Source organism: Chitinophaga fulva (assembly GCF_012927205.1).
Taxonomy (GTDB): Bacteria; Bacteroidota; Bacteroidia; order Chitinophagales; family Chitinophagaceae; genus Chitinophaga; species Chitinophaga fulva.
Genome location: NZ_JABBGC010000003.1, coordinates 734620 through 755107, shown reverse-complemented (window position 1 = coordinate 755107; position 20488 = coordinate 734620). Strand labels below are relative to the sequence as shown.

Here is a 20488-nt window from a genome sequence, read left to right as displayed (position 1 = left end):
AAAAAAAATTCATTGAAAAATTTCGATGTTTCAAAAAAAGCATTACTTTTGTGTCATGGATGTGGGAATTATAGAAAAAGCAGCAAATGCCATAGCCGATAAACACAGATTATCAATTATTATGGAAATAGCCCAAAAGGGCAGCATAGTATGCGGTGATGTTTGTTGTCTTTGTTCCTTGTCGCAGCCTACTGTTTCGCATCACGTGAAGATATTGGTTGACAGTGGTGTGTTGAACTCCATCAAAAACGGACGTATTGTGGAGTTGACGATCAACAAGGAGATGATGAAACAATTATCATTGTTCTTTTTACAATTAAGCTGATCAAAACAGCTTTTTTTATCGGCTAAAACATCGATAGTTTTAAATAAATAAATATCCGATAAGATGAATAGAGACGGGCATCTCTATTTTTTTACCGGGAAACATTGATACTTTTAAATAAATCAATTACAAGAACCATTAGCATGGACCAGCTTAGGAACAAGACCGCTATTATCACGGGAGGTAACAGTGGCATCGGATATGCAACAGCAACTGAATTTTTGGCGAAAGGAGCGAAGGTATTGATCACCGGTCGGAATCCGGGTGCGGTGCAACGGGCCGTACATGCACTCGGTTTTCCGGCGGAAGGAATAACAGCAGACCAGTCTAAGCTGGAGGACTCAAAGAAACTGGCAGAGTACGCGCGTAGTCGTTATGGCAAGGTAGACATCCTGTTTATCAACGCTGGCATCGCGAAGTTTGCTCCTTTTGAAGGGGTAACTCCGGAGATGTTTGACGAAATCATCGACATCAATTTCAAAGGGGCCTTTTTTACTGCGCAACAGTTACTCCCTTTGCTGAATGATGGTGGCAGTATAGTTTTTCTATCCGCCATTAACGCCTACGCAGGCATGCCGGGCACCACGGTGCTGGCAGCCAGTAAAGCGGCGCTCAACGCTACGGCCAGAACACTGGCCAGAGAGCTGGCGCCTCGTAAAATAACAGTCAATGTAGTAAATGCAGGGCCTATTGATACGCCCCTGATCGAAAAAATTGGTGTCAGCCATGAAGAGGCCGGCGCTATCAGAGATAAAATGACGGCCAGTATTCCGCTGGGAAGATTGGGAGAGGCAACAGAAGTGGCCAGTCTGGTGTCCTTCCTCGTATCTGACGAAGCAAGGTTTATAACCGGCGGAGAATATACCATAGATGGTGGCCTTATGGTCCATCCGGGAATCAATTAATCATTTTGTTATTTAGATATTTAGTTATTTAGGATAGCTGCTTACGTGGCAGTCCATAAATACCCAAATATCTAAATAACAAAATAACAAAATGATTTGGTTGCCATTGAATGTATAATTCCCAAATATTTTGCTTGCCGGGCGCTGGTTGTGTTAGTGTTTCACACCAGTGTCCGGCAGCATCTTTTTAGCCCTATTGCATTTTATGGATCAGTTTACCGATCGTCTTTAATCCTTCTTCCACCTGTTTGCTCCACGGATTTCCATAGCTGATGCGCATACAGTTGTTGTACCGGTTCTGCAATGAAAAGAGGCGGCCGGGGCAGAAGGCGATCTTGTGTTTGAGTGTTTGCTGGAACAGTTCAAATGTATTGATGTGGTCTTCCAGTTCCACCCACAACACACAACCGCCCTGCGGGCGCGTTACGCGGGTGCTTTCCGGGAAATATTCACAGATGGCCTGCGCATAACGGAGACTTTGTGTATGTAACATCTTACGCAGGTTGCGCAGATGGAAATCATAACGGCCGATCTCCAGGAAATGTCCTGCCGCCGCATGTGTCAGCGATGTGCAGGAAATCGCATGGTGATGTTTCATGCGCAGCACTTTATCCTTGTATTTGCCGGGCATGGTCCAGCCAACGCGGTAGCCCGGCGCCACTGACTTTGACAGGGAATTGCACAGCAGCACGTTGCCTTGTTTGTCGAAAGTTTTGCAGGTAAGTGGCCGTTGTTTGCCAAAATAAAGATCGCCGTAAATATCGTCTTCAATCAGCGCGATATCGTATTTCTCCACGATTTTTACCAGTTCCTGTTTGTGTTGATCGGGCATGCAGCAGCCGAGCGGGTTGTTGAAATTGGTCACGAACAGGCAGGCTTTGATCTTATGCCGCGGAATGGCTTTGTCGAGATAATCGAGGTCTACGCCGGTGATGGGATTAGTAGGCACTTCCAGTACTTTGAGGCCGAGACCTTCGGCCAGTTGCAGCGCACCATAATAAGAAGGGCTTTCCAGGGCGATGGTATCGCCGGGTTGTGTGGTGGCGGTGAGACAGAGCGTGAGCGCATCCATGCAGCCGTGGGTCGTCACCACATCATCGGCAGTGAATACTTCGCCCCATCCGAGCGACAGCCGGGCGATCTGGCCACGGAGCAGTTCATTGCCCTGCAACGGTTCATACCCGATGCCGCCAGCCTCTTGTTCGCGCAGCGCATGGACCACCGCCTTGGCCATTTTGGCGGAAGGTAGCACACTGACCGGCAGTGTGGCCACAGAGAATTTCAGGATGTTGTCGTTGGTGATATGGCTGAACACCTCCATCACCATGTCACTGACGGTCACATCGCTGGCAGGTTTTCGTACAGGCGCGCAGGTGCCGGGCATCGGCGCCATGCGACGGGCGTTGCGGCAGATATAATAACCCGATTTGGGACGTGATTCTATCAGTCCCTTCCCTTCCAGGTGATAGTAAGCCTGAAAGGCTGTCGTCAGGCTGATGCCCTGTTGTTTGCTGAGCATGCGCACTGAGGGTAGTTTTTCCCCCATTTTCATGACGTCTTTTTCTATCATCTGTTCTATTTTATCTGCTACCTGCAGATACAGATGGTCGGCAGTCTTGATCATAATCCTGAAATCTGATATGCTTCAAAAGTACAAAATGTAATCTGATATTTATCGGCGGCCGTCCAGTTGCTGACGTATCAGTTTACCGAGCGTTTGTATGGCCCAATGCTGGTCATCATCAAAGGGATTGGCATTGGACAGCCGCAGGCAGTTGTTGTACTGCTGCTGGCTGGAGAACAGGCTGCCGGGCGTAAAGGCAATTTGCTGCTGAAGGGCTCTGCGGTGCACCTCCCAGCCATCAACTTTCGGCGGCAGCACCACCCACAGGCTAAGACCACCTTCGGGGCGGGTGAGCCGGGTGTCAGCGGGGAAATATTGTTGTATGGCGCGACTGATCTGTGCCTGTTGCGTACGGAGTGCCTGCCGCAGCGGTTTCAGGTGGAGGTCCATCCGCTGCTGGTCCAGGAACCGCGTCAGCACCAGTTGAGGTAACAGCCCCGTACTGGCGGAAGACATGAATTTCAGCCGTGCCAGTTGTTCATGGTACCGCCGGTTGATGATCCAGCCTATCCGCAGGCCGGCGGCGATGCTTTTGGAGAAAGAGGAACAGTACAGTACCAGGTCGGTACGGTCATAACTTTTGATGGTACGCGGCCGCTCCGCATTGAAGTGCAGATCGCCGTAGGCATCATCTTCGATAAGGGGTACCTGGTATTGTTCTATCAGGCGCGCCAGTTGTTGTTTGTGATGGTCCGGCATACAACTGCCCAGCGGATTGTTGTAGTTGCTGATGATGAGGCAGGCTGCTACTTTCCGTTTCCGGAACGTTGTTTCCAGTTGCTCCAGGCAGATGCCGGTGACCGGGTCGGTGGGGATTTCGAGCGCTTTCATGCCCAGGTTCTCGATGGACTGCAGCAGTCCCACGAACGTCGGCGATTCAATGGCGATGGTATCGCCGGCTTTGGCCACGGCACGCAGGCAGATGGTGGCCGCTTCGATGGCGCCATTGGTGACGGTGATGTCTTCCGCTGCCACGCTGCCGCCCCATGCCAGGGATAACCGTGCAATATGCCGGCGCAGCGGCAGGTGACCGTCAATATCACCGTAAGGGATATACGCATTTTTCTCTTCGCGGGCCGCCTGTCGTAACGCTTTGTTGAGTTTGGCCACCGGCAGCAGGCTGATATGTGGCGACGCGCCTATCAGGGACACGATGCCTTTGATCGCTACGGTATGGCGTACCAGTGATACCCGCTCGCTGACTTTCACCAGCGCGGCGGTGCGCGATGGGGCGGATATCTCAGGCAGTTGCGGCAGCTGCTGCCGGGAGTAGCTGACATAGTAGCCCGATTTCTCCCGCGCTTCCACCCAGCCTTTTCTTTCCAGGTGCACGTATACCTGCAGGGCAGTACTGATACTGATGCCATGTTCTGCATGCAGGCTGCGTACTGACGGCAGCTTGTCGCCGGTACTATAAGTGCCGTTGATGATCATGGTTTCGATCTTGTCAGCCAGCTGCTGGTATAAAAAATCTTTCCTGTTATTCATCTCCCGAAATAAAATCTGTTATGGTTAAAAGTAAGCAATTCTGTGTCTGTTCTGGTATCTGTTTTTGTGATTATTTTGTGCTAATCATTGCTTATGAACACTACTATCCACACATTAGCTCAACAGTTGGTCTCCCTTTGCCGGGAATGGAAGTTCCTGGAAGCGCAGGAGACACTGTTACACGAAGACTGTCTTAACATAGAGGCCGACGGCCGTGTTACCACGGGGCGGGCGGCCATTATGGCCAAAGAGAAGGCATTTCTTGACAACATCGAAATCATTCACCTGCTGGAGATCTCTGATCCGGTGGTGGCTGAAGGATACTTTGCGGTACAGTTTCATTCAGAACTGACGGTAAAAGGTATTGGCCGCCGCTCTCGTAACGAGATCATCGTGTATGAAGTGAAAGACGGTAAAGTCATCCGCGAGCAGTTTTTTTATCACGCGTAAATCAAATTTGGCATGGAGCCCAGAATGGACATTTCAAAGCTTTTCCCCGCAGGCTTTCAGGCGATGCTGGGAATGGAAGAGGCACTTAGAAAAAGCGGTATCGATAAGACATTATATGCACTGATCAAGATAAGGGCGTCTCAGATCAACAGCTGTGCATTTTGTATCAATATGCATACGCGTGATGCGCGTGCCGCCGGAGAAACAGAGCAACGCATCTATTGCCTGAATGCATGGCGGGAGGCGCCTTTCTTCACGGAGAAGGAGCGCGCCGCGCTGGCGCTCACAGAATCAGTAACGCTGCTAGCCGATACGCACGTGCCGGATGAGGTATTTTCCACCGCTACGGCTGTCTTCACAAAAGAAGAGGTGGCTGTTGTAACCATGGCCATTGTGGTGATCAACGCCTGGAACCGTATTGTCGTTACCTCCCGGACACTGCCGCAGTAGCTGTTTTCGTCTTTTTTGGATTTTTTCACGATAGCAACAAAATCCATTTTTTCTTGTTAAAGAAATGACCGGTTACCGAAATATGCCGGCGACCGAAAACCCTTAATTGAACAGGCACAACTACACAGCTCTCCGGAATTAAACCCTCCGATGAACGGACTTATTACAACCCTACTGCTAAACCCGGATAACACCCTAATTACCTCGTGTATTTCATCTTTCATTATTCACCTTTAAAATTTGTTACTTATGGCAACAAAAGTAGCCCAGGCAGTCATCTACGACACTATGTGGACCCTTAAGAGCATGCCGGAGGCAGCTGATCCTGAAGGCGGCCCCATGCCCAATTTCGTCATTTCACCGTCCAATGAACTGACGGGTACAGTAATGAACATTCCTCTAAGAGGATTTGTAGACCTTATGGGCGAGAACAACATCAGATTTAATGTTGTTTTTCCTCGCATATATCTGGGAGATTTTTACATGCGGTTTGTCCAGGTGTTGTATATCGCCGACCGATACGCACTGGATGGCAATTCGATGACTTTGTATGCGGCTGACCGCGAGTTGGCCTCCTTAACCGGCTCTCCTGTACAATAAGGCGAGTGGCCGGAAGAACAATGGCAAGGGCAGTACAGGTACTCACCGCCTGTACCGTCTTAACAAAGTCCGCAAGAAACGGGCTTGTTGCTTCTGGCTGTTTATGTACTTTTGTTTATGACCATGCAAAAGATAAAGATCCCGGTGAATGACCCTGCCAACTTCTCTTTTCAGGAATGCCTGCATTTCCTGGGTAGGTCCGACAAAGAGTGCTTACATTATATCGTTGACGGAAAGTTGCGCAGGATGTTGCTGGCAGGGGGAGAGCCTGTCGTGGTCGAGATTGCTCCCGGTGATGACATTGCTTATCTTGAAGCGACTGTACTGGCGCCTGTTGATACTGTTTTCCCAGAGAAAGACATACAGGATTTTGTTACCCGTTGGCTGCATCTGGACGCTGATCTGCGTGATTTCTATGATTACACACAAACAGACCCGTTGCTGCGCGGGCTGGCGGCTGAATACCGCGGCCTGCGACTGGTAGGTATGCCCGATTTGTTTGAAGCCATTACCTGGCCTATCATCGGTCAGCAGATCAACCTCTCCTTCGCCTATACCTTAAGGCAACGTTTTATTCAGCATTTTGGTTATCATGAAGTGGTTGACGGAACAGATTATTATCTTTACCCACATCCTGCTGTTATCGCTTCATTATCATCCGAAGCGCTGACCCCGATGCAGTTTTCCCGCAGTAAAGCATTGTACCTTGTTGAGACGGCTAAAGTCATGGCCAGCGGGCAATTGTCGGAGCAAGTGATGGCCACGCTGGACTACGCCGCTGCGCGTGACCGCCTGGTGGCACTGAAAGGGATTGGCAACTGGTCAGCCAACTATACGCTGATGAAATACAGCCGTTTCCCGCAAGCGGTACTGCTCGAGGATGTAGGACTGCAAAACGCTATCCGGCAACGGTTACAGTTACCAGCAAAACCGTCGATGGCGCAGCTGGAGGAATATGCCCGGCCCTGGCAGCAACATGCGGCATACGCCATCTTTTATCTGTGGCGCTCTTTATTACCCCCATTAAATGTTTGATATGGAACCAGCATTAGCACATCTTCGTATAGATACTCCCGTTGGGCCGCTGCTGATTAGTGGCACCGATGAATATATACAAGCCGTTAACTTTACAGAAGAACCTGAAACCGCTTTCCCTCAGCCCCCGCACCTGTTGCTCGACTGTGCACAGCAGCTGCATGAATACTTTGCCGGCGACCGCAAAGTATTTGAATTACCCATTCAGCAACCCGGTACTGATTTTCAACAAACAGTATGGGAACAGCTGACACGTATCCCTTTTGGTCAAACGATCTCCTATCTGCAACTGGCGCACCGTATCGGTAATCCTAAAAGTATCCGGGCAGTAGGTACCACCAATGGTAAAAATCAACTGGCCATCATCGTGCCCTGTCATCGTGTGATCGGCGCTAATGGTATGCTGGTAGGCTATGCCGGCGGATTATGGCGCAAACGCTGGCTGCTGGAACATGAGCGGCTGGATTTGTTTTCGGGGCTGATGTAAATGATTCGTTCCGGAATCGAACCTGAACCCGAACCCAGGGCTGAAGCCCTGGGCTAAGATGTTATTCAGTTTCTTTCGAATGGTGTGTGCCATCATTTATGCAGAATAACATTGTAGGTTGCAACACTAGCCTTGGAAATTTTGGATGCCAGTCCTTGCTAATGATGAGATTAAATCCATTCCATCCAAATTGGGAATGCTGTTATTTGTGCAAAATAGATATTCATCCATATGAACGAATGAACCCGTCATTTGAAAGAAACTGAATAACATCTTAGCCCAGGGCTTCAGCCCTGGGAACCTGTAATGGGGATCTCCCCACACCTCGTTCCATCACGAATGACCTCCAGCAAATCAGGAATCAAAGTAATGGCCTAAATAAATCGGGAGCATCAAGAGATATCTTGTATTTATCCAGCATTGTTTTGTACTCGTCCTGAAATGATAGTTGTTGATGGTGCTTCTCCTGATTTTCGATATATCGGGTTACTGCCGGAATATGTGACAGAGAATAAGAAAAGACTCCATATCCCTCTTGCCACCGAAATGATTTGGAGGAAGAATGATGACCATTGATCCATCGTGAGGAACTGCCTTTAATTGCCTGTATGAGTGAAGAAATTGACTCTGCAGGATTTATGCGGATAAGTATATGCACATGATCAGGCATGCCATTGATAATAAGACAGGTATGTGATCTGTTGTTAATAACGCCTGCCATATACTTATACAGGTCTGGCTTGATGCTGTTATCAATCAGTGCGACGCGATATTTCACTGCAAATACAATTTGCAGGTGCAATTGGGTAAAACAATGGCTCATTGGGGTATTATTTGTATGAATATATGTCATTTCCTTCCCGCAAAATCTGATATGCTCAAAAAACACAAAACTGAATCTGTTTTCAGATCTTTTTTATGCGCAATTTTGAGGCTTGAAAAAGTTGAATCTATCCACTCCCGTTTAAACCGCCTATATAATGAAGCTTCAGGAAGATTTAAAACATACGGACCGCCTGTTACAGTTGACCAAAGAATTCAGTAGTAAATTTTTATCCTCACTGGACCGGCTGGCGGCGGACAAGACGGTTGACATACCGGTGAAGCAGTCGATGCCGGCAGAAGGCGTAGGCGGTGTGGCCGCGCTGGAACTGTTCCGGCAGCAATATGGCAATGCCATCACTGCTGCTGCGGGCCCCCGGTACTGGGGCTTTGTGACAGGGGGCGTAACTCCGGCGGCGCTGATGGGCGACTGGCTGGCGGCTACCATGGATTTGAATTCATCTGATAAAGGCTCTGCTGCTTTTGCCATAGAAACAGAAACCATTGCTTTGCTGAAACAGCTGTTTGGTTTGCCGGACGCATTCCTGGGTTGTTTTGTCACCGGCGCCACCATGGCCAATTTCACAGGTCTGGCGCTGGGCCGGCAATGGCTCGGGCAACAACGGGGTATTGATATCGGCAAACAGGGCATGGCCGGATTACAGGATTTACAGGTTGTTTCCTGTGTGCCGCATTCCAGTGTTACCAAATCCATGGCCATGCTGGGCCTGGGCCGTGATAATGTGGTAAAAATACCGGCATTGCCTGGACGGGAAAGTGTGGACATCGATGCTTTACGTACCTACCTGGAATCGCGCAAAGGGCAACCGGTTATTTATGTGGCCAGCGCAGGGACGGTGAACACCGTGGATTTTGACGATATCGCCGCCATCGTGGAACTGAAAAAACAATATCCTTTCTGGTTGCACGTAGATGCTGCCTTCGGCGGATTTGCCGCTTGCAGCGATCATTACCGGCATCTGCTGAACGGCTGGGAACAGGCAGACTCCATCACCATCGATGCACATAAGTGGCTGAACGTTCCTTACGATGCTGCGATGATTTTCTCCCGGCATCCGGGATTACAGGTGGAAGTGTTTCAGAATGCGGGCGCCGCTTACCTGGGCGACCCTGCGGAAAATTTCAATTTCATTAATCATATACCGGAAAACTCGCGCCGGCTGCGTGCTCTTCCAGCATGGTTTTCGCTGATGGCCTACGGTAAGGATGGCTACCGGCATATCGTGGAAGAGAACGTGGCTTTGGCGCAACAGCTGGGCGATCTGTTGGAGAAACATCCGGCCTTCCGCCTGTTGGCACCGGTAAGAATGTGTGTGGTATGTTTTACGCTGAATGTGCAGGCGGATGAACAGGAAGAGGTGGTAAACCGGTTCCTGCAAGCGCTGAATGCTACCGGCGTAGTGTGTATGACACGCACCGTTTATGCCGGTCAGCCGGGCATCCGCGCCGCACTGGTGAACTGGCGTACTACGGCCAACGATGTACAGCTGGCCTATCAGACCATGAAAGAAGTTGTTGCTACTGTTTTGAATCTACATAAATATGCGTAAACCAAGCACCAATGCGTATATCGCATTGGCTATTGTAAGTATCTTTTGGGGGACCACCTATCTGGCTTCACGGATCGGCGTCAGGCATATTCACGGAATTATGCTGGCGGGTATCAGGCAGGGCACTGCCGGTTTTCTGCTCACTGGTTTTTTCCTCCTGAAGGGGTATAAGCTGCCTGAAAAAATGGTATTGTCCAAACTCTTTGTGATGGGCTTGCTGATGCTGGTGGGGAGCAACGGCCTCATGACCTGGGCCATGCAGTATATTCCCAGCGGATTGGGTGCGGTAATCAGTGCTACGGTGCCTATCTGGATCACCATCTTCAGCTATTTCCTGGTGAAGAAGACCCGTATCAGCATACAGCTGCTGGTCGGGATGCTACTGGGCTTTGCAGGAGTGGCGGGCATCTTTTATAATTACCTGTCAAGCCTCATGAATCCGGATTTCCGCTTCGGTATTATGTTGTCCATATTCGCCTGTATCTGTTGGGCATTGGGCTCCGTATTGACCGCCAAGTGGGCGCTGGGGGTGAACTATCTTTTCGGTGCCGGTTTTCAGATGTTGTTCAGCGGTATTGTGATGCTGTTGATCGCTACTTTGTTTATGGGGCAACAGTTCTCCGCAGAGAGCTTCACCGCAGAGTTGTGGGAAAGCCTGTTGTACCTGATACTGATAGGGTCTATTCTCAGTTATTCGGCCTACGTGTTCACGCTGAACAACCTGCCGCCATCGCTGGCATCGGTGTATGCTTATATCAACCCCATCGTGGCTGTGCTGTTGGGATGGGTGTTGCTGAGGGAGAGCCTGACATGGCTCATGGGAGTGTGCAGCCTGGTGACGATCGGCGGCGTGTATCTTGTAAATAATGCCGTTAATAAAAACAAACAAAAACAATTGCAATAAATATTTAAGGTAGAAGTTAAGTCCGATGCTCGCCCCGGTTTTTACCGGATGAGCATCTTTTTTTTGTCTGAAATGAGCTAAATTTAATGTACGTGATCCCGTAAACATAAATCAGATCTTATGGAAGTCGTACAGGCATCTGCCATGCACACTAACGAAGTCGCCGTATTATTCGATGCATACCGCAGTTACTTTGATCAGGCGCCTGATTTCAAAGGCGCGCTGGCCTTTATCAGCGAAAGATTCAAACAGGAAGACAGTGTTATTTTTGTGGCCTTTGAAAAAGATGAGATCGTGGGCTTTGCCCAGTTGTATCCATTATTTACTTCTCTGGGCATGAAGCGGGGATGGCTGCTCAACGATGTGTATGTGCTGGAAGAGCATCGGGGCATAGGCGCCGGCGGTGCACTGGTGGATGCTGCCATAGAGCATGGCCGGAAAACAGATGCCGCCTGGGTAATGCTACAGACCTATGTTGCCAATACCGGCGCGCAGAAACTTTATCAATCCAAAGGTTTTAAAAAAGACACCAACTCCTTCTATTTTTACCTGGCGCTCTGATAAGGGATTTTCCTTTTCTTTGCAGCATGGATATTACAAAGAATCCCTGGACGATACATTCCAGCGAGGTAAGATATGACAACAAATGGATTCAGGTGATTCACCATGAAGGGTTAAATCCTGCCGGTGGCCCGGGTATCTATGGAGTAGTGCATTTCAAGAACCTGGCGATCGGCGTGATCGCACTGGATGACCAGCAGAACACTTACCTCGTGGGACAATACCGCTTCCCGCTGAAAAAATTCAGCTGGGAGATACCGGAAGGTGGCGGCCCGCTGGGAGAATATCCGCTGGACACAGCTAAGCGGGAGCTGCTGGAGGAAACAGGCCTGGTGGCCAATCGCTGGGATGTGATCTGTGAACTGGCGGTGTCCAATTCCGTGACCGATGAAACCGGCGTGGTGTTCCTTGCGCGGGAGCTGGAGCAAAGGGAGGCAGAACCGGAAGATACCGAGGAGCTGTTCGTAAAAAAAATACCGTTTGAGGAAGTCTATCAGATGGTTAAAAACTACGATATCACAGATTCCATCTCCGTAGTCGCTATCCAGAAAATAAAGCTGATGATGCTGGAAGGGGAGCTGGATTGACAGAAAATGCGTTTCTTTGCAGCAAATGGAAAGAAAATTTAACGCTTTCAAAGGTGAAAGAAGATCAGGCGGTCCCAAAAGGCCTGCCAGCCCGCGTCCGAAGCAGTCATCACTGATCATTGGCCGGCAACCGGTGATGGAAGCCCTCAACAGTGGCAAGCCGATAGAACGCATCTACATGCTGCGCTCCGCCACCGGCGATATTATACCTCAGATCAAAGAAAAGGCCCTTACTGGTAATATTCCCATCAATGTAGTGCCGGTAGAGAAACTCAACGGCCTCACCCAGGCCAATCACCAGGGCGTTATTGCCCTCACCGGCCAGGTTAGCTATCTCGATTTACAGGATGTGATCTCTCATGTGATTGAACAGGGAGAAACACCGCTCTTTCTTATCCTCGATGGTATTACGGATGTCCGCAATATCGGCGCCATCGCCCGCAGCGCGGTATGTTGCGGCGCACAGGCCATCATTATCCCCGACAAAGGCATTGCAGCCCTCAATGAGGAAGCCATGAAATCCTCCGCCGGCGCACTCGAAAAAATAGCGATCTGCCGGGTGAACAGTCTCCTGAAAGCGATCGATACCCTGCATCTCAATGGTATCAAGATCCTCTCCAGTGAAATGGAAACAGAAATCAAACTCTACGACTGCGACCTCCGCGAGCCGGTGGCCGTGATCATGGGTTCTGAAGATAAAGGCGTATATCCTGCGCTTGTCAAAGCATCCGATGTGTTGTTCCGTATACCGATGGCGGGTAATTTCGAATCGTTCAATGTGTCCGTGGCAGCGGGAATTATCCTCTATGAGGCCATGAAACAGCGGACAGTACAGCCATAACAAACGACGGATTTCGCTTGGCGTAAAATTCGTAATTTGTAGCTGGTAACCGCTAATGACTATGAAACTAATCGAATGTCCGCGTGATGCCATGCAGGGATGGCACAGGATGATCAGCACGGAAGAAAAGGTAAACTACCTGCAGGCACTGCTCAAAGTTGGTTTTGATACCCTCGACTTTGGCAGTTTTGTATCTCCCAAAGCTATTCCGCAGATGGCAGACACCCGCGAGGTGTTGTCCCGGCTGGACCTGTCAGCCAGCCGCAGCAAACTGCTGGCCATTGTGGCGAATGTACGGGGCGCTGAAGAAGCGGTGGTCCATGAGGAAATCAACTACCTCGGCTTCCCGTTCTCCGTCTCCGAAACATTCCAGCTCAGGAATACCAACAAAACCATCGCTGAGTCACTGGAACAGGTACAGACCATGCAGGAACTCTGCATTAAAAATGGCAAAGAGCTGGTCGTGTACATCTCTATGGGCTTTGGTAATCCTTATGAGGACCCTTACAGCCCCGAGATTGTACTGCGCTGGGTAGATGAACTGGCAAGAATGGAAATCACCACCATCTCACTGGCAGATACCGTAGGGGTAGCCAATCCGGAAGTGATCACCAGCCTGTTCCGGCACCTGATTCCTGCTTACCCCCGCGTAGAATTTGGCGCGCATTTCCATTCGGCCCCGCACAACTGGGAAGAGAAAGTACAGGCCGCCTGGGAGCAGGGATGCCGGCGGTTCGACAGCGCTATCAAAGGAATTGGCGGATGCCCGATGGCAAAAGATGAACTGGTGGGCAACCTGGCTACAGAAAATATGATCTGGTTCTGTCAGCAGCGCCAGGTGCCGCTGACTCTCGATATGACCGCCCTGCAGGCCGCCCAGCAGCTGGCAGACGTGGTGTTTAAAGACTAATACATGCAATTTCACCTGGGTTTCCCGGTAGATACCATAGAACCGGGCATTCAATATACTGACAAGATCATGCTCATGGGCTCCTGTTTCGCAGAAGAGATAGGGGCCAAACTGCAGGAGCATCGTTTTAATACCCTCCTCAATCCACACGGTATTCTCTTTAACCCGTTGAGCCTCACACGGGCACTCACCACCTACCTGGATGGTAAAGTGTACACCCGGGACGACCTCTTCCTGCATCAGGACACCTGGCACAGCTGGGACCACCACAGCCGCTTTTCAGGTACTACGCCGGAAGCGGTGCTGGAAAAGATCAATGCTGAACAGCAGGCGGCTATGCAGGCGCTGGACCAGGCCGACTGGCTGGTGCTTACGCTGGGTTCTGCCCACGCTTATTTTCTGAAAGAAGGGAGCCACCTGGTGGGCAACTGCCACAAAGTGCCGGCAACCAGTTTTTATAAAAGACTGCTGACCGTGGAAGAGATCGTGACAGCCCTCGATAATATGATGCACCGGCTGTTTTTCCGCAACCGGAAAGTAAATATACTCTTCACTGTTAGTCCGGTGCGTTACGTCCGCGATGGCGTGGTGGAAAACAATCTCAGTAAAGCGGTACTGCTGCAGGCTGTGCATCATATGGTCAACAAATTTTCCCGCCTCTGGTATTTCCCGGCTTATGAACTGGTGATCGATGACCTGCGCGATTACCGTTTTTATAAGGAAGACATGGTACACCCTAATGAAACGGCTGTCAATTATGTGTGGGACCATGTGGTGAAATCAGCCATCCACAGCGGCAGCCAGCCCTTGTTGCATACCATTGCGGAGATCAACAGGGCGGCGCAACACCGCCCGTTTAACCCGGAGAGCAGCCAGCACCAGCAGTTCCGCCGCACGTATGCCACGAAAGTGAAACAGCTGATGCAGGCACACCCGTACCTGCGCCTCAACGACCTCCACGATTTTTTTATTTAGTTATTTTCTTATTTGGTTATTTGATTTACGGATTTTGGGATTTACGAATTTTGGGATTTGTAATCCGAAGACCAACAAGCGAGATTTTATCTATACTTGTTTGTTATGTGATCTTCGCGCTATAAATTTCAAAATTCGTAAATCCCAAAATCCGTAAATCAAATAATTAAATATCAAAATGTCTAAATTTCCACATTCTTATTGTCTTTAATGTATACCAGGCCTATCAGAAAACAGATAACGGCCACGGCTATAGGATAAATCAGCCCGGCCAGATGGTTGCCTGTTTGGGTTACCAGGATAGTGGAAATGGTGGGTAACAGTCCGCCGAAAACGCCGTTGCCGATATGATACGGCAGCGACATAGAGGTATACCGTATCCTGGTAGGGAACATCTCCACCAGGAAAGCTGCGATGGGCGCATATACCATGGTCACAAACACCACCTGTAGGAAAATCAGGAATACCAGCATGGCCATCCGTGTATTGTTGACCGTTAGTTCCGGTTTGCCTTCGCTGATACGGAGCACACTGCCATCGGAGTAGGTATGTACCTTGGTGGTATGCTGCACAAATTGTCCGGCGTCATTTTTTGACTGGTTGCTTTCAATCTTATATAGCTCCGTCAGTTCTGTCTTCTGTTTCACATCACCGATAGTATCCATCGTTTTATAGATCGGATAGTAGGCCAGTGCTGCGATAAGCATGCCTGTCAGCATAATCTTTTTCCGGCCGATACGGTCGGACAGCGAACCGAAGTAAATAAACAGCGGTGTGGCCAGCAGCAGCGCGATGGCGATGATGATGTTGGACTGTACAAATTCGATGTTCATCGTTTTCTGAAGAAACGAGAGCGCGTAGAACTGTCCGGTGTACCACACCACGCCCTGTCCCATGGCGGCGCCGAAGAGGGCTATCAGTACCAGTTTCAGGTTTTCTTTATTACCAAAGCTTTCTTTGATCGGGTTAGCCGATGTTTTGCCCTCTTTTTTCATCTGGATGAATAAAGGGGATTCCTGTAAGCGGATGCGGATATAGTAAGACATGATCACCAGCAAAACGGACAACAGGAAAGGGATACGCCAGCCGTAGTTGTTAAAATCGGCCGGTGTCATCACGGTGCGGGTGATCAGTATCACGGCCAGTGACACGAACAGTCCGAGGGTAGCGGTGGTCTGAATGAAGCTGGTGTAGTAGCCGCGGCGGTTGTTGGGCGAGTGTTCTGCTACATAGGTGGCTGCTCCGCCGTATTCACCTCCCAGTGCCAGACCCTGTAACAAGCGTAGTAGCAACACCAGCATAGGGGCCAGTACGCCAATGGTATGGTAACTGGGTATCAGGCCGATGGCGAAAGTAGAGCCGCCCATGATCAACAGGGTAAGGAGGAAGGTGTATTTACGGCCTACCAGGTCACCGAGCCGGCCGAAAACGATGGCGCCAAAGGGCCTTACGATGAAGCCAACAGCAAAAGTGGCCAGTGTGGCGATATACGCCAGTTCCGGATTGCTGGGCGGAAAGAATTTCTCCGAAATAATGGCCGACAGGCTGCCGAAGATGTAGAAGTCATACCATTCTATCAGTGTACCAGCAGAAGAGGCCATGATCACCTGCCAGATAGTTTTAGTCCCGGTTTGTTGCATTATGCGAATTTTAAGCGATGGGTTTTTGGGTTATCGGTTGAAGGGGAAAAGATAGGGAATAATTATTATGGGTGCAAGTGCCGGTACCGGAATCTTAACGGAATAAAGCTTTATCTTTAATGGAAGCTGCAATTAATCAAGATGAATCAGGGACAGTTATATTATTTCGGTAGACTAATTTTTGTATTGTTATTAGGTCAGTTATTTTTCTGTACAAGCTTACAGGCGCAGCAGTCTGCCCATAACGGGCCTAAAATCGGGCTGACGCTCAGTGGCGGTGGCGCCCGCGGCCTCGCGCATATCGGCATTCTGGAAGCGATTGACAGTGCGGGGCTTAAAATCGATTATCTCACGGGAACGAGTATGGGTAGTATTGTGGGCGCGCTCTATGCCATGGGCTACTCCGGCGATTCCATCGAAGCCGTGGCCCGGCGGCTGGACTGGAACAGCTTATTTACCAATCAGCCGGTATTGACAGATATTTCCTACGAAGAAAAAAACGAGTACAATAAATATATTATTGAGATCCCTTTTGAATACGGCCGTCCCAAGCTGGCTTCCGGTGTTATTTCCGGTGAGGCCCTGTGGCTGGAGCTGGCGAAGCTCAGTTGGCCAGTGAAGGATAAAAAGGACTTTTCAACGTTTGATATTCCCTTCAAATGCATTGCCACGGATGTGGCCACCGGCGAGATCGTCACGCTGGACTCGGGGGAGATAGTAACGAGTATGCGTGCCAGTATGGCTATCCCGTCTATCTTCACGGCCGTAAAAATAGGGAACCGCAAACTGGTGGATGGCGGTGTTGTCCGCAACTTCCCGGTGATCACCGCCAAAGACATGGGCGCAGACATCGTGATCGGCTCCAATGTGAGCGGAGGACTGCGTAAGGCTGACCAGCTGGTGACCCCTTTTGATATCCTGTACCAGCTGGGTTTTTATAAGGATGCCGCCGATTTCGAAAAGGCCCGTAAACTGTGTGATATCTATATACCGGTCAATACTGAACTGGAGAACTATTCAGCCGCCGCTTTCAACAGTGTGGATTCTATCATCGAGATAGGTAAACGGAAAGGACGGGAGATGTACCCGGTGTTCAAACATCTGGCGGACTCGCTGAATGCGCATCTGGCAAACGTCAACAGGCTGCCTTTTTCGGCAGATGTGGAGCTGAGCAGTATTCATGTGTCGGGGCTGGTACATTCTGATGAGAAATTTTTCCTGCAAAGGCTGCACCTGAAGCCTGGGGGCTGTTATACCAATGCTCAGTTGCGGGAAGCTATCCAAAGGGTGTATGGTACCCGCTTCTTCAAACAGATCCTCTATAAACTGCACCCGGAAGGATATGGTCAATACAGGATGGAGATCGCCGCGGAAGAAAACCCGCTGACATACGTCAAGTTTGCGATCAACTACAATACGCTTACCGGCGCCAGCGCTATTCTCAACCTTACGCAGCGGAATTTTGTTGTGCCTAACTCCCGTTCCTTCGTGAGTATGGCCATCAGCGAAAATCCGCGGCTGAAGGCACAGTATTTCAAGTACCTGGGGCGCAGCCGTAGCTTTGGTTTCGGGCTGGGCGCCTACTACGAAAACACTGCACTGACGTTTTATGATGAAGACCTGACCAAGATGCAGCTCTATCGCAATAAGTACGCGAATGTAGACATCAACCTGCAATATTCCCTTGGCGGTAATGTCGCTTTTGGTGCGGGTACGCGCTGGGAGTACATCAAATACAAGCCACAGTATTCCCCGTTTGTGGAAGTAAGGGGCAGCACCAATCAACTGAATACCTATGCCTTTCTGGGTGTAAATTCGCTCAACCGGAAGATGTATCCTACCAGCGGGCTACTGTTCAACATTGAAGGGGGATATATTTACAATCAGCATTCCGGTATTAATGTTAACAACGGTGGGGTGCCCCTGGACCTTGACAGTGCAGGCATCCGGTTCAATAATTATCAACGGCTGGTGGTCAATGCAAAATATTATGTACCACTGGGTATTAAGTCAGCGTTGGAATTTGATGGTAATCTGGGATGGAATTTTAATTATCATGAATCGGTGGTGAGTAGTTATATAGTGGGCGGGATGAATGATGTGGTCCGTAATCAGGTGCCGTTCATAGGGGTGTTCGAAGGGGAGGTGATTTCTCCGAAAGTGGCGGCTGTACAGGCAGCGTGGCAATATGAAGTAGTGCGTAATATTTATGCGATACCACGGGTAGGTGCTGCTTTGTACAACAGTAGTTTGCTGGGGAACCAAAGCACTTATAGCGGATTGACGGGGTATGGACTGGGAGCGGGTTATAGCAGTCGTCTCGGGCCTATAGAAGCTACCATGATGTACAGTGACCAGTCAGGCAAGCTGAAGTTTTATGTGAACTTCGGATTTAATTTCTGATTTTTCCATTTTGATATTTGGATATTTTATAAGCATCTGCCGGTAAAATATCCAAATATCAAAATGAAAAAAAATTAGTGCATGCGGTCGCCGCGCACTTCAATATTCTTCAGGATTTCAGCTTCCATTTTCAGCCACTCCTCCCATCTTTTACGTACTTTTTCTTCCGGGAAATATTCATTCGCCAGATCGATAAATAACCTGTAGTGGCCGGCTTCGGAGATCATGAAGCGGCGGTAGAATTCGCGCAGGTATTCATCTTCCAGTCCTTCGCTGAGCAGGCGGAAGCGTTCACAGCTGCGGGCTTCAATGAGGGCGAAGATTAGCAGGGCATCGAGGAAGGCATCATCGGCATTGCCGCCTTTGACGCGGTTGTCCATGAGGGCGTTCACATAATCGTCTTTCCGTTGTTTCCCCAGGGGGAGTCCTCTTTTCTTCATCTCGGCCAGTACCTGCCGGAAATGTCCCCATTCTTCCGTAACGATAGGCGCCAGTTCCTGTACCAGTCTTTCTCTTTCCGGATTGCGCTGGATAAGGGAGATGGCAGAGGAGGCGGCTTTCTGTTCACAGTAGGCATGGTCCGTGAGGATGTCCTGCAGGGAAATAGCTGCCAGGTTCACCCAACGGGGGTCGGTAGGTAATTTTAATCCAAGTATGGATACTTTGCTCATGTTTTCGCTTTCTGGTATTGGTTATTTTTGTCGTGCGAAGATAGTATTGAATCTGTTAATTTGCTAAAAGCCCATTTGTATATGCACAGAAGTCCAGAGCCCTTTTTGTTACAGCCGTTGTTACAACGGCGCGAACATCATTCATTCCGGGAGTTGCGCTTGCCGGACCAACTTGTTGATTTCTGTTCCAATGATTACCTGGGACTGGCGCGTAGTGCGGCCTTACAGGAGAAAGTACGGGAGTTGCAGCAGGAGCGGCCGGTGTGGCATGGCAGTACCGGGTCGCGGTTGCTGGCGGGCAACTATCAATGGATCAATGATGTGGAAGCTGATTTAGCGGCTTTTCATCAGGCAGATGCCGCGTTGATTTACAATTCCGGTTACGATGCCAACCTGGGCCTGTTTTCCAGTGTGCCGCAGAAGGGTGATACCGTGGTCTATGACCAGCTGGTACATGCGTCTATCCGTGACGGCATGCGTTTGTCCAATGCACAGACTTTTTCCTTCCGGCATAATGATATGGATGATCTCCGTAAAAAGATCAACAACGCCGGTGGCAACTGTTTTGTGGCAGTAGAGTCGGTTTACTCCATGGATGGCGATATGGCGCCCTTGCAGGCCATTGTGTCGTTGTGTAATGAATATGGGGCGCACCTGATCGTGGACGAGGCCCATGCCACCGGTGTGGTGGGACCTAAAGGAGCCGGGCTGGTGCAGGCATTGGGGCTGGAAGACGCCTGTTTCGCGCGGGTGCATACATTCGGGAAAGCGGTGGGCTGTCATGGCGCTGTAGTGTTAGGTTCCGCCACGTTGCGGGACTACCTGATCAATTTTTCCCGGTCGCTGATTTATACCACCGCCTTGCCGGCGGCGGCCATTGCCGCTATCCAGGCAAGCTACAGTCTTTTCCCTTATATGGACGAAGCCCGTGAACAGCTGTCGGCCCTTATCCGGCAGTTCCGCGCCGGCGTGCATTCGTTGACGTTATTGCCCGGAGAAACGCCTATTCAGGGGGTACTGACACGGGGCAATGAGAACACCCGTACCATTGCAGCCATGCTGCAGTCGGCAGGGCTGGATGTGCGGGCCATACTGCATCCTACGGTGCCGCAGGGGGAGGAGCGGTTGCGGATCGTGCTACATAGCTTTAATACGCAGGAGGAAACAGACCTGTTAATAAAAGTCTTATTGCATTAGCTCGTTTGATGAAAAAATGGCGTATTTTACGTATATACATCC

21 protein-coding genes are annotated in these 20488 nt (G+C 49.9%); 16 read left to right on the top strand and 5 right to left on the bottom strand.

What is annotated here, in order from left to right:
• Positions 1–25 precede the first annotated feature (25 nt).
• Complete coding sequence (locus HHL17_RS26340; RefSeq protein ID WP_317166613.1) at positions 26–325, top strand: ArsR/SmtB family transcription factor; 300 nt, start codon at positions 26–28, stop codon at positions 323–325.
• A gap of 143 nt (positions 326–468) precedes the next feature.
• Positions 469–1230, top strand: a complete 762-nt coding sequence (locus HHL17_RS26335) for an SDR family oxidoreductase (protein WP_169227826.1) — start codon at positions 469–471, stop codon at positions 1228–1230.
• 193 nt (positions 1231–1423) lie between these two features.
• Here the strand turns inward: HHL17_RS26335 and HHL17_RS26330 are convergent, their stop codons facing one another.
• Positions 1424–2854: an aminotransferase-like domain-containing protein gene (locus HHL17_RS26330; protein ID WP_169227825.1), complete on the bottom strand. Its 1431-nt coding sequence runs from the start codon at positions 2852–2854 to the stop codon at positions 1424–1426.
• Positions 2855–2902: 48 nt separating this feature from the next.
• Complete coding sequence (locus HHL17_RS26325; RefSeq protein WP_169227824.1) at positions 2903–4342, bottom strand: aminotransferase-like domain-containing protein; 1440 nt, start codon at positions 4340–4342, stop codon at positions 2903–2905.
• Between the two features lie 93 nt (positions 4343–4435).
• Here HHL17_RS26325 and HHL17_RS26320 point away from each other — a divergent pair, with 93 nt between their 5' ends.
• The 5 genes from HHL17_RS26320 (at position 4436) to HHL17_RS26300 (ending at position 7364) form a co-directional block, all read left to right on the top strand.
• Entirely contained in the window at positions 4436–4792 is a 357-nt protein-coding gene (locus HHL17_RS26320) for a nuclear transport factor 2 family protein (RefSeq protein WP_169227823.1), read from the top strand.
• A gap of 12 nt (positions 4793–4804) precedes the next feature.
• A complete protein-coding gene (locus HHL17_RS26315) occupies positions 4805–5242 on the top strand; it encodes a carboxymuconolactone decarboxylase family protein (protein ID WP_169227822.1) in 438 nt (145 codons plus the stop codon).
• A gap of 249 nt (positions 5243–5491) precedes the next feature.
• Complete coding sequence (locus HHL17_RS26310; protein ID WP_169227821.1) at positions 5492–5842, top strand: hypothetical protein; 351 nt, start codon at positions 5492–5494, stop codon at positions 5840–5842.
• 123 nt (positions 5843–5965) lie between these two features.
• A complete protein-coding gene (locus HHL17_RS26305) occupies positions 5966–6877 on the top strand; it encodes a DNA-3-methyladenine glycosylase family protein (protein WP_169227820.1) in 912 nt (303 codons plus the stop codon).
• Between the two features lies 1 nt (position 6878).
• Positions 6879–7364 carry a methylated-DNA--[protein]-cysteine S-methyltransferase gene (locus HHL17_RS26300; RefSeq protein ID WP_169227819.1) on the top strand — a complete coding sequence of 162 codons (486 nt, stop codon included), beginning with the start codon at positions 6879–6881 and terminating at the stop codon, positions 7362–7364.
• A gap of 361 nt (positions 7365–7725) precedes the next feature.
• Here HHL17_RS26300 and tnpA read toward each other — a convergent pair whose 3' ends face one another.
• A complete protein-coding gene (tnpA, locus tag HHL17_RS26295; protein ID WP_169227818.1) occupies positions 7726–8187 on the bottom strand; it encodes an IS200/IS605 family transposase in 462 nt (153 codons plus the stop codon).
• 157 nt (positions 8188–8344) lie between these two features.
• On the opposite strand from tnpA, the gene HHL17_RS26290 reads away from it, so the two are divergent.
• The 7 genes from HHL17_RS26290 (at position 8345) to HHL17_RS26260 (ending at position 14535) form a co-directional block, all read left to right on the top strand.
• Positions 8345–9757 carry a pyridoxal phosphate-dependent decarboxylase family protein gene (locus tag HHL17_RS26290; RefSeq protein WP_169227817.1) on the top strand — a complete coding sequence of 471 codons (1413 nt, stop codon included), beginning with the start codon at positions 8345–8347 and terminating at the stop codon, positions 9755–9757.
• Positions 9750–10661, top strand: coding sequence for an EamA family transporter (locus HHL17_RS26285; protein WP_169227816.1), 912 nt, complete (start codon positions 9750–9752; stop codon positions 10659–10661). The genes HHL17_RS26290 and HHL17_RS26285 overlap by 8 nt, the downstream gene beginning before the upstream one ends.
• 120 nt (positions 10662–10781) lie before the next feature.
• Positions 10782–11222, top strand: a complete 441-nt coding sequence (locus tag HHL17_RS26280; RefSeq protein WP_169227815.1) for a GNAT family N-acetyltransferase — start codon at positions 10782–10784, stop codon at positions 11220–11222.
• Between the two features lie 26 nt (positions 11223–11248).
• Positions 11249–11809, top strand: a complete 561-nt coding sequence (locus HHL17_RS26275; RefSeq protein WP_169227814.1) for an NUDIX domain-containing protein — start codon at positions 11249–11251, stop codon at positions 11807–11809.
• A 25-nt stretch (positions 11810–11834) separates the two neighbouring features.
• Positions 11835–12650, top strand: coding sequence for a 23S rRNA (guanosine(2251)-2'-O)-methyltransferase RlmB (gene rlmB, locus HHL17_RS26270; protein ID WP_169227813.1), 816 nt, complete (start codon positions 11835–11837; stop codon positions 12648–12650).
• 61 nt (positions 12651–12711) lie between these two features.
• Positions 12712–13560: a hydroxymethylglutaryl-CoA lyase gene (locus tag HHL17_RS26265; protein ID WP_169227812.1), complete on the top strand. Its 849-nt coding sequence runs from the start codon at positions 12712–12714 to the stop codon at positions 13558–13560.
• A gap of 3 nt (positions 13561–13563) precedes the next feature.
• Positions 13564–14535 (top strand): GSCFA domain-containing protein, encoded by a 972-nt coding sequence (locus HHL17_RS26260; protein ID WP_169227811.1) that lies wholly within the window; start codon positions 13564–13566, stop codon positions 14533–14535.
• Positions 14536–14717: 182 nt separating this feature from the next.
• Here the strand turns inward: HHL17_RS26260 and HHL17_RS26255 are convergent, their stop codons facing one another.
• On the bottom strand, positions 14718–16175 hold the full coding sequence (locus tag HHL17_RS26255) for an MFS transporter (protein ID WP_169227810.1): 1458 nt from the start codon (positions 16173–16175) through the stop codon (positions 14718–14720).
• A gap of 141 nt (positions 16176–16316) precedes the next feature.
• Here HHL17_RS26255 and HHL17_RS26250 point away from each other — a divergent pair, with 141 nt between their 5' ends.
• Positions 16317–18578 carry a patatin-like phospholipase family protein gene (locus HHL17_RS26250; RefSeq protein ID WP_169227809.1) on the top strand — a complete coding sequence of 754 codons (2262 nt, stop codon included), beginning with the start codon at positions 16317–16319 and terminating at the stop codon, positions 18576–18578.
• Positions 18579–18652: 74 nt separating this feature from the next.
• Here the strand turns inward: HHL17_RS26250 and miaE are convergent, their stop codons facing one another.
• A complete protein-coding gene (miaE, locus tag HHL17_RS26245; RefSeq protein ID WP_169227808.1) occupies positions 18653–19249 on the bottom strand; it encodes a tRNA-(ms[2]io[6]A)-hydroxylase in 597 nt (198 codons plus the stop codon).
• An 81-nt stretch (positions 19250–19330) separates the two neighbouring features.
• Between miaE and HHL17_RS26240 the strand changes: the two genes are divergently transcribed.
• Positions 19331–20446, top strand: coding sequence for an aminotransferase class I/II-fold pyridoxal phosphate-dependent enzyme (locus HHL17_RS26240; RefSeq protein ID WP_169227807.1), 1116 nt, complete (start codon positions 19331–19333; stop codon positions 20444–20446).
• Positions 20447–20488: the final 42 nt, after the last annotated feature.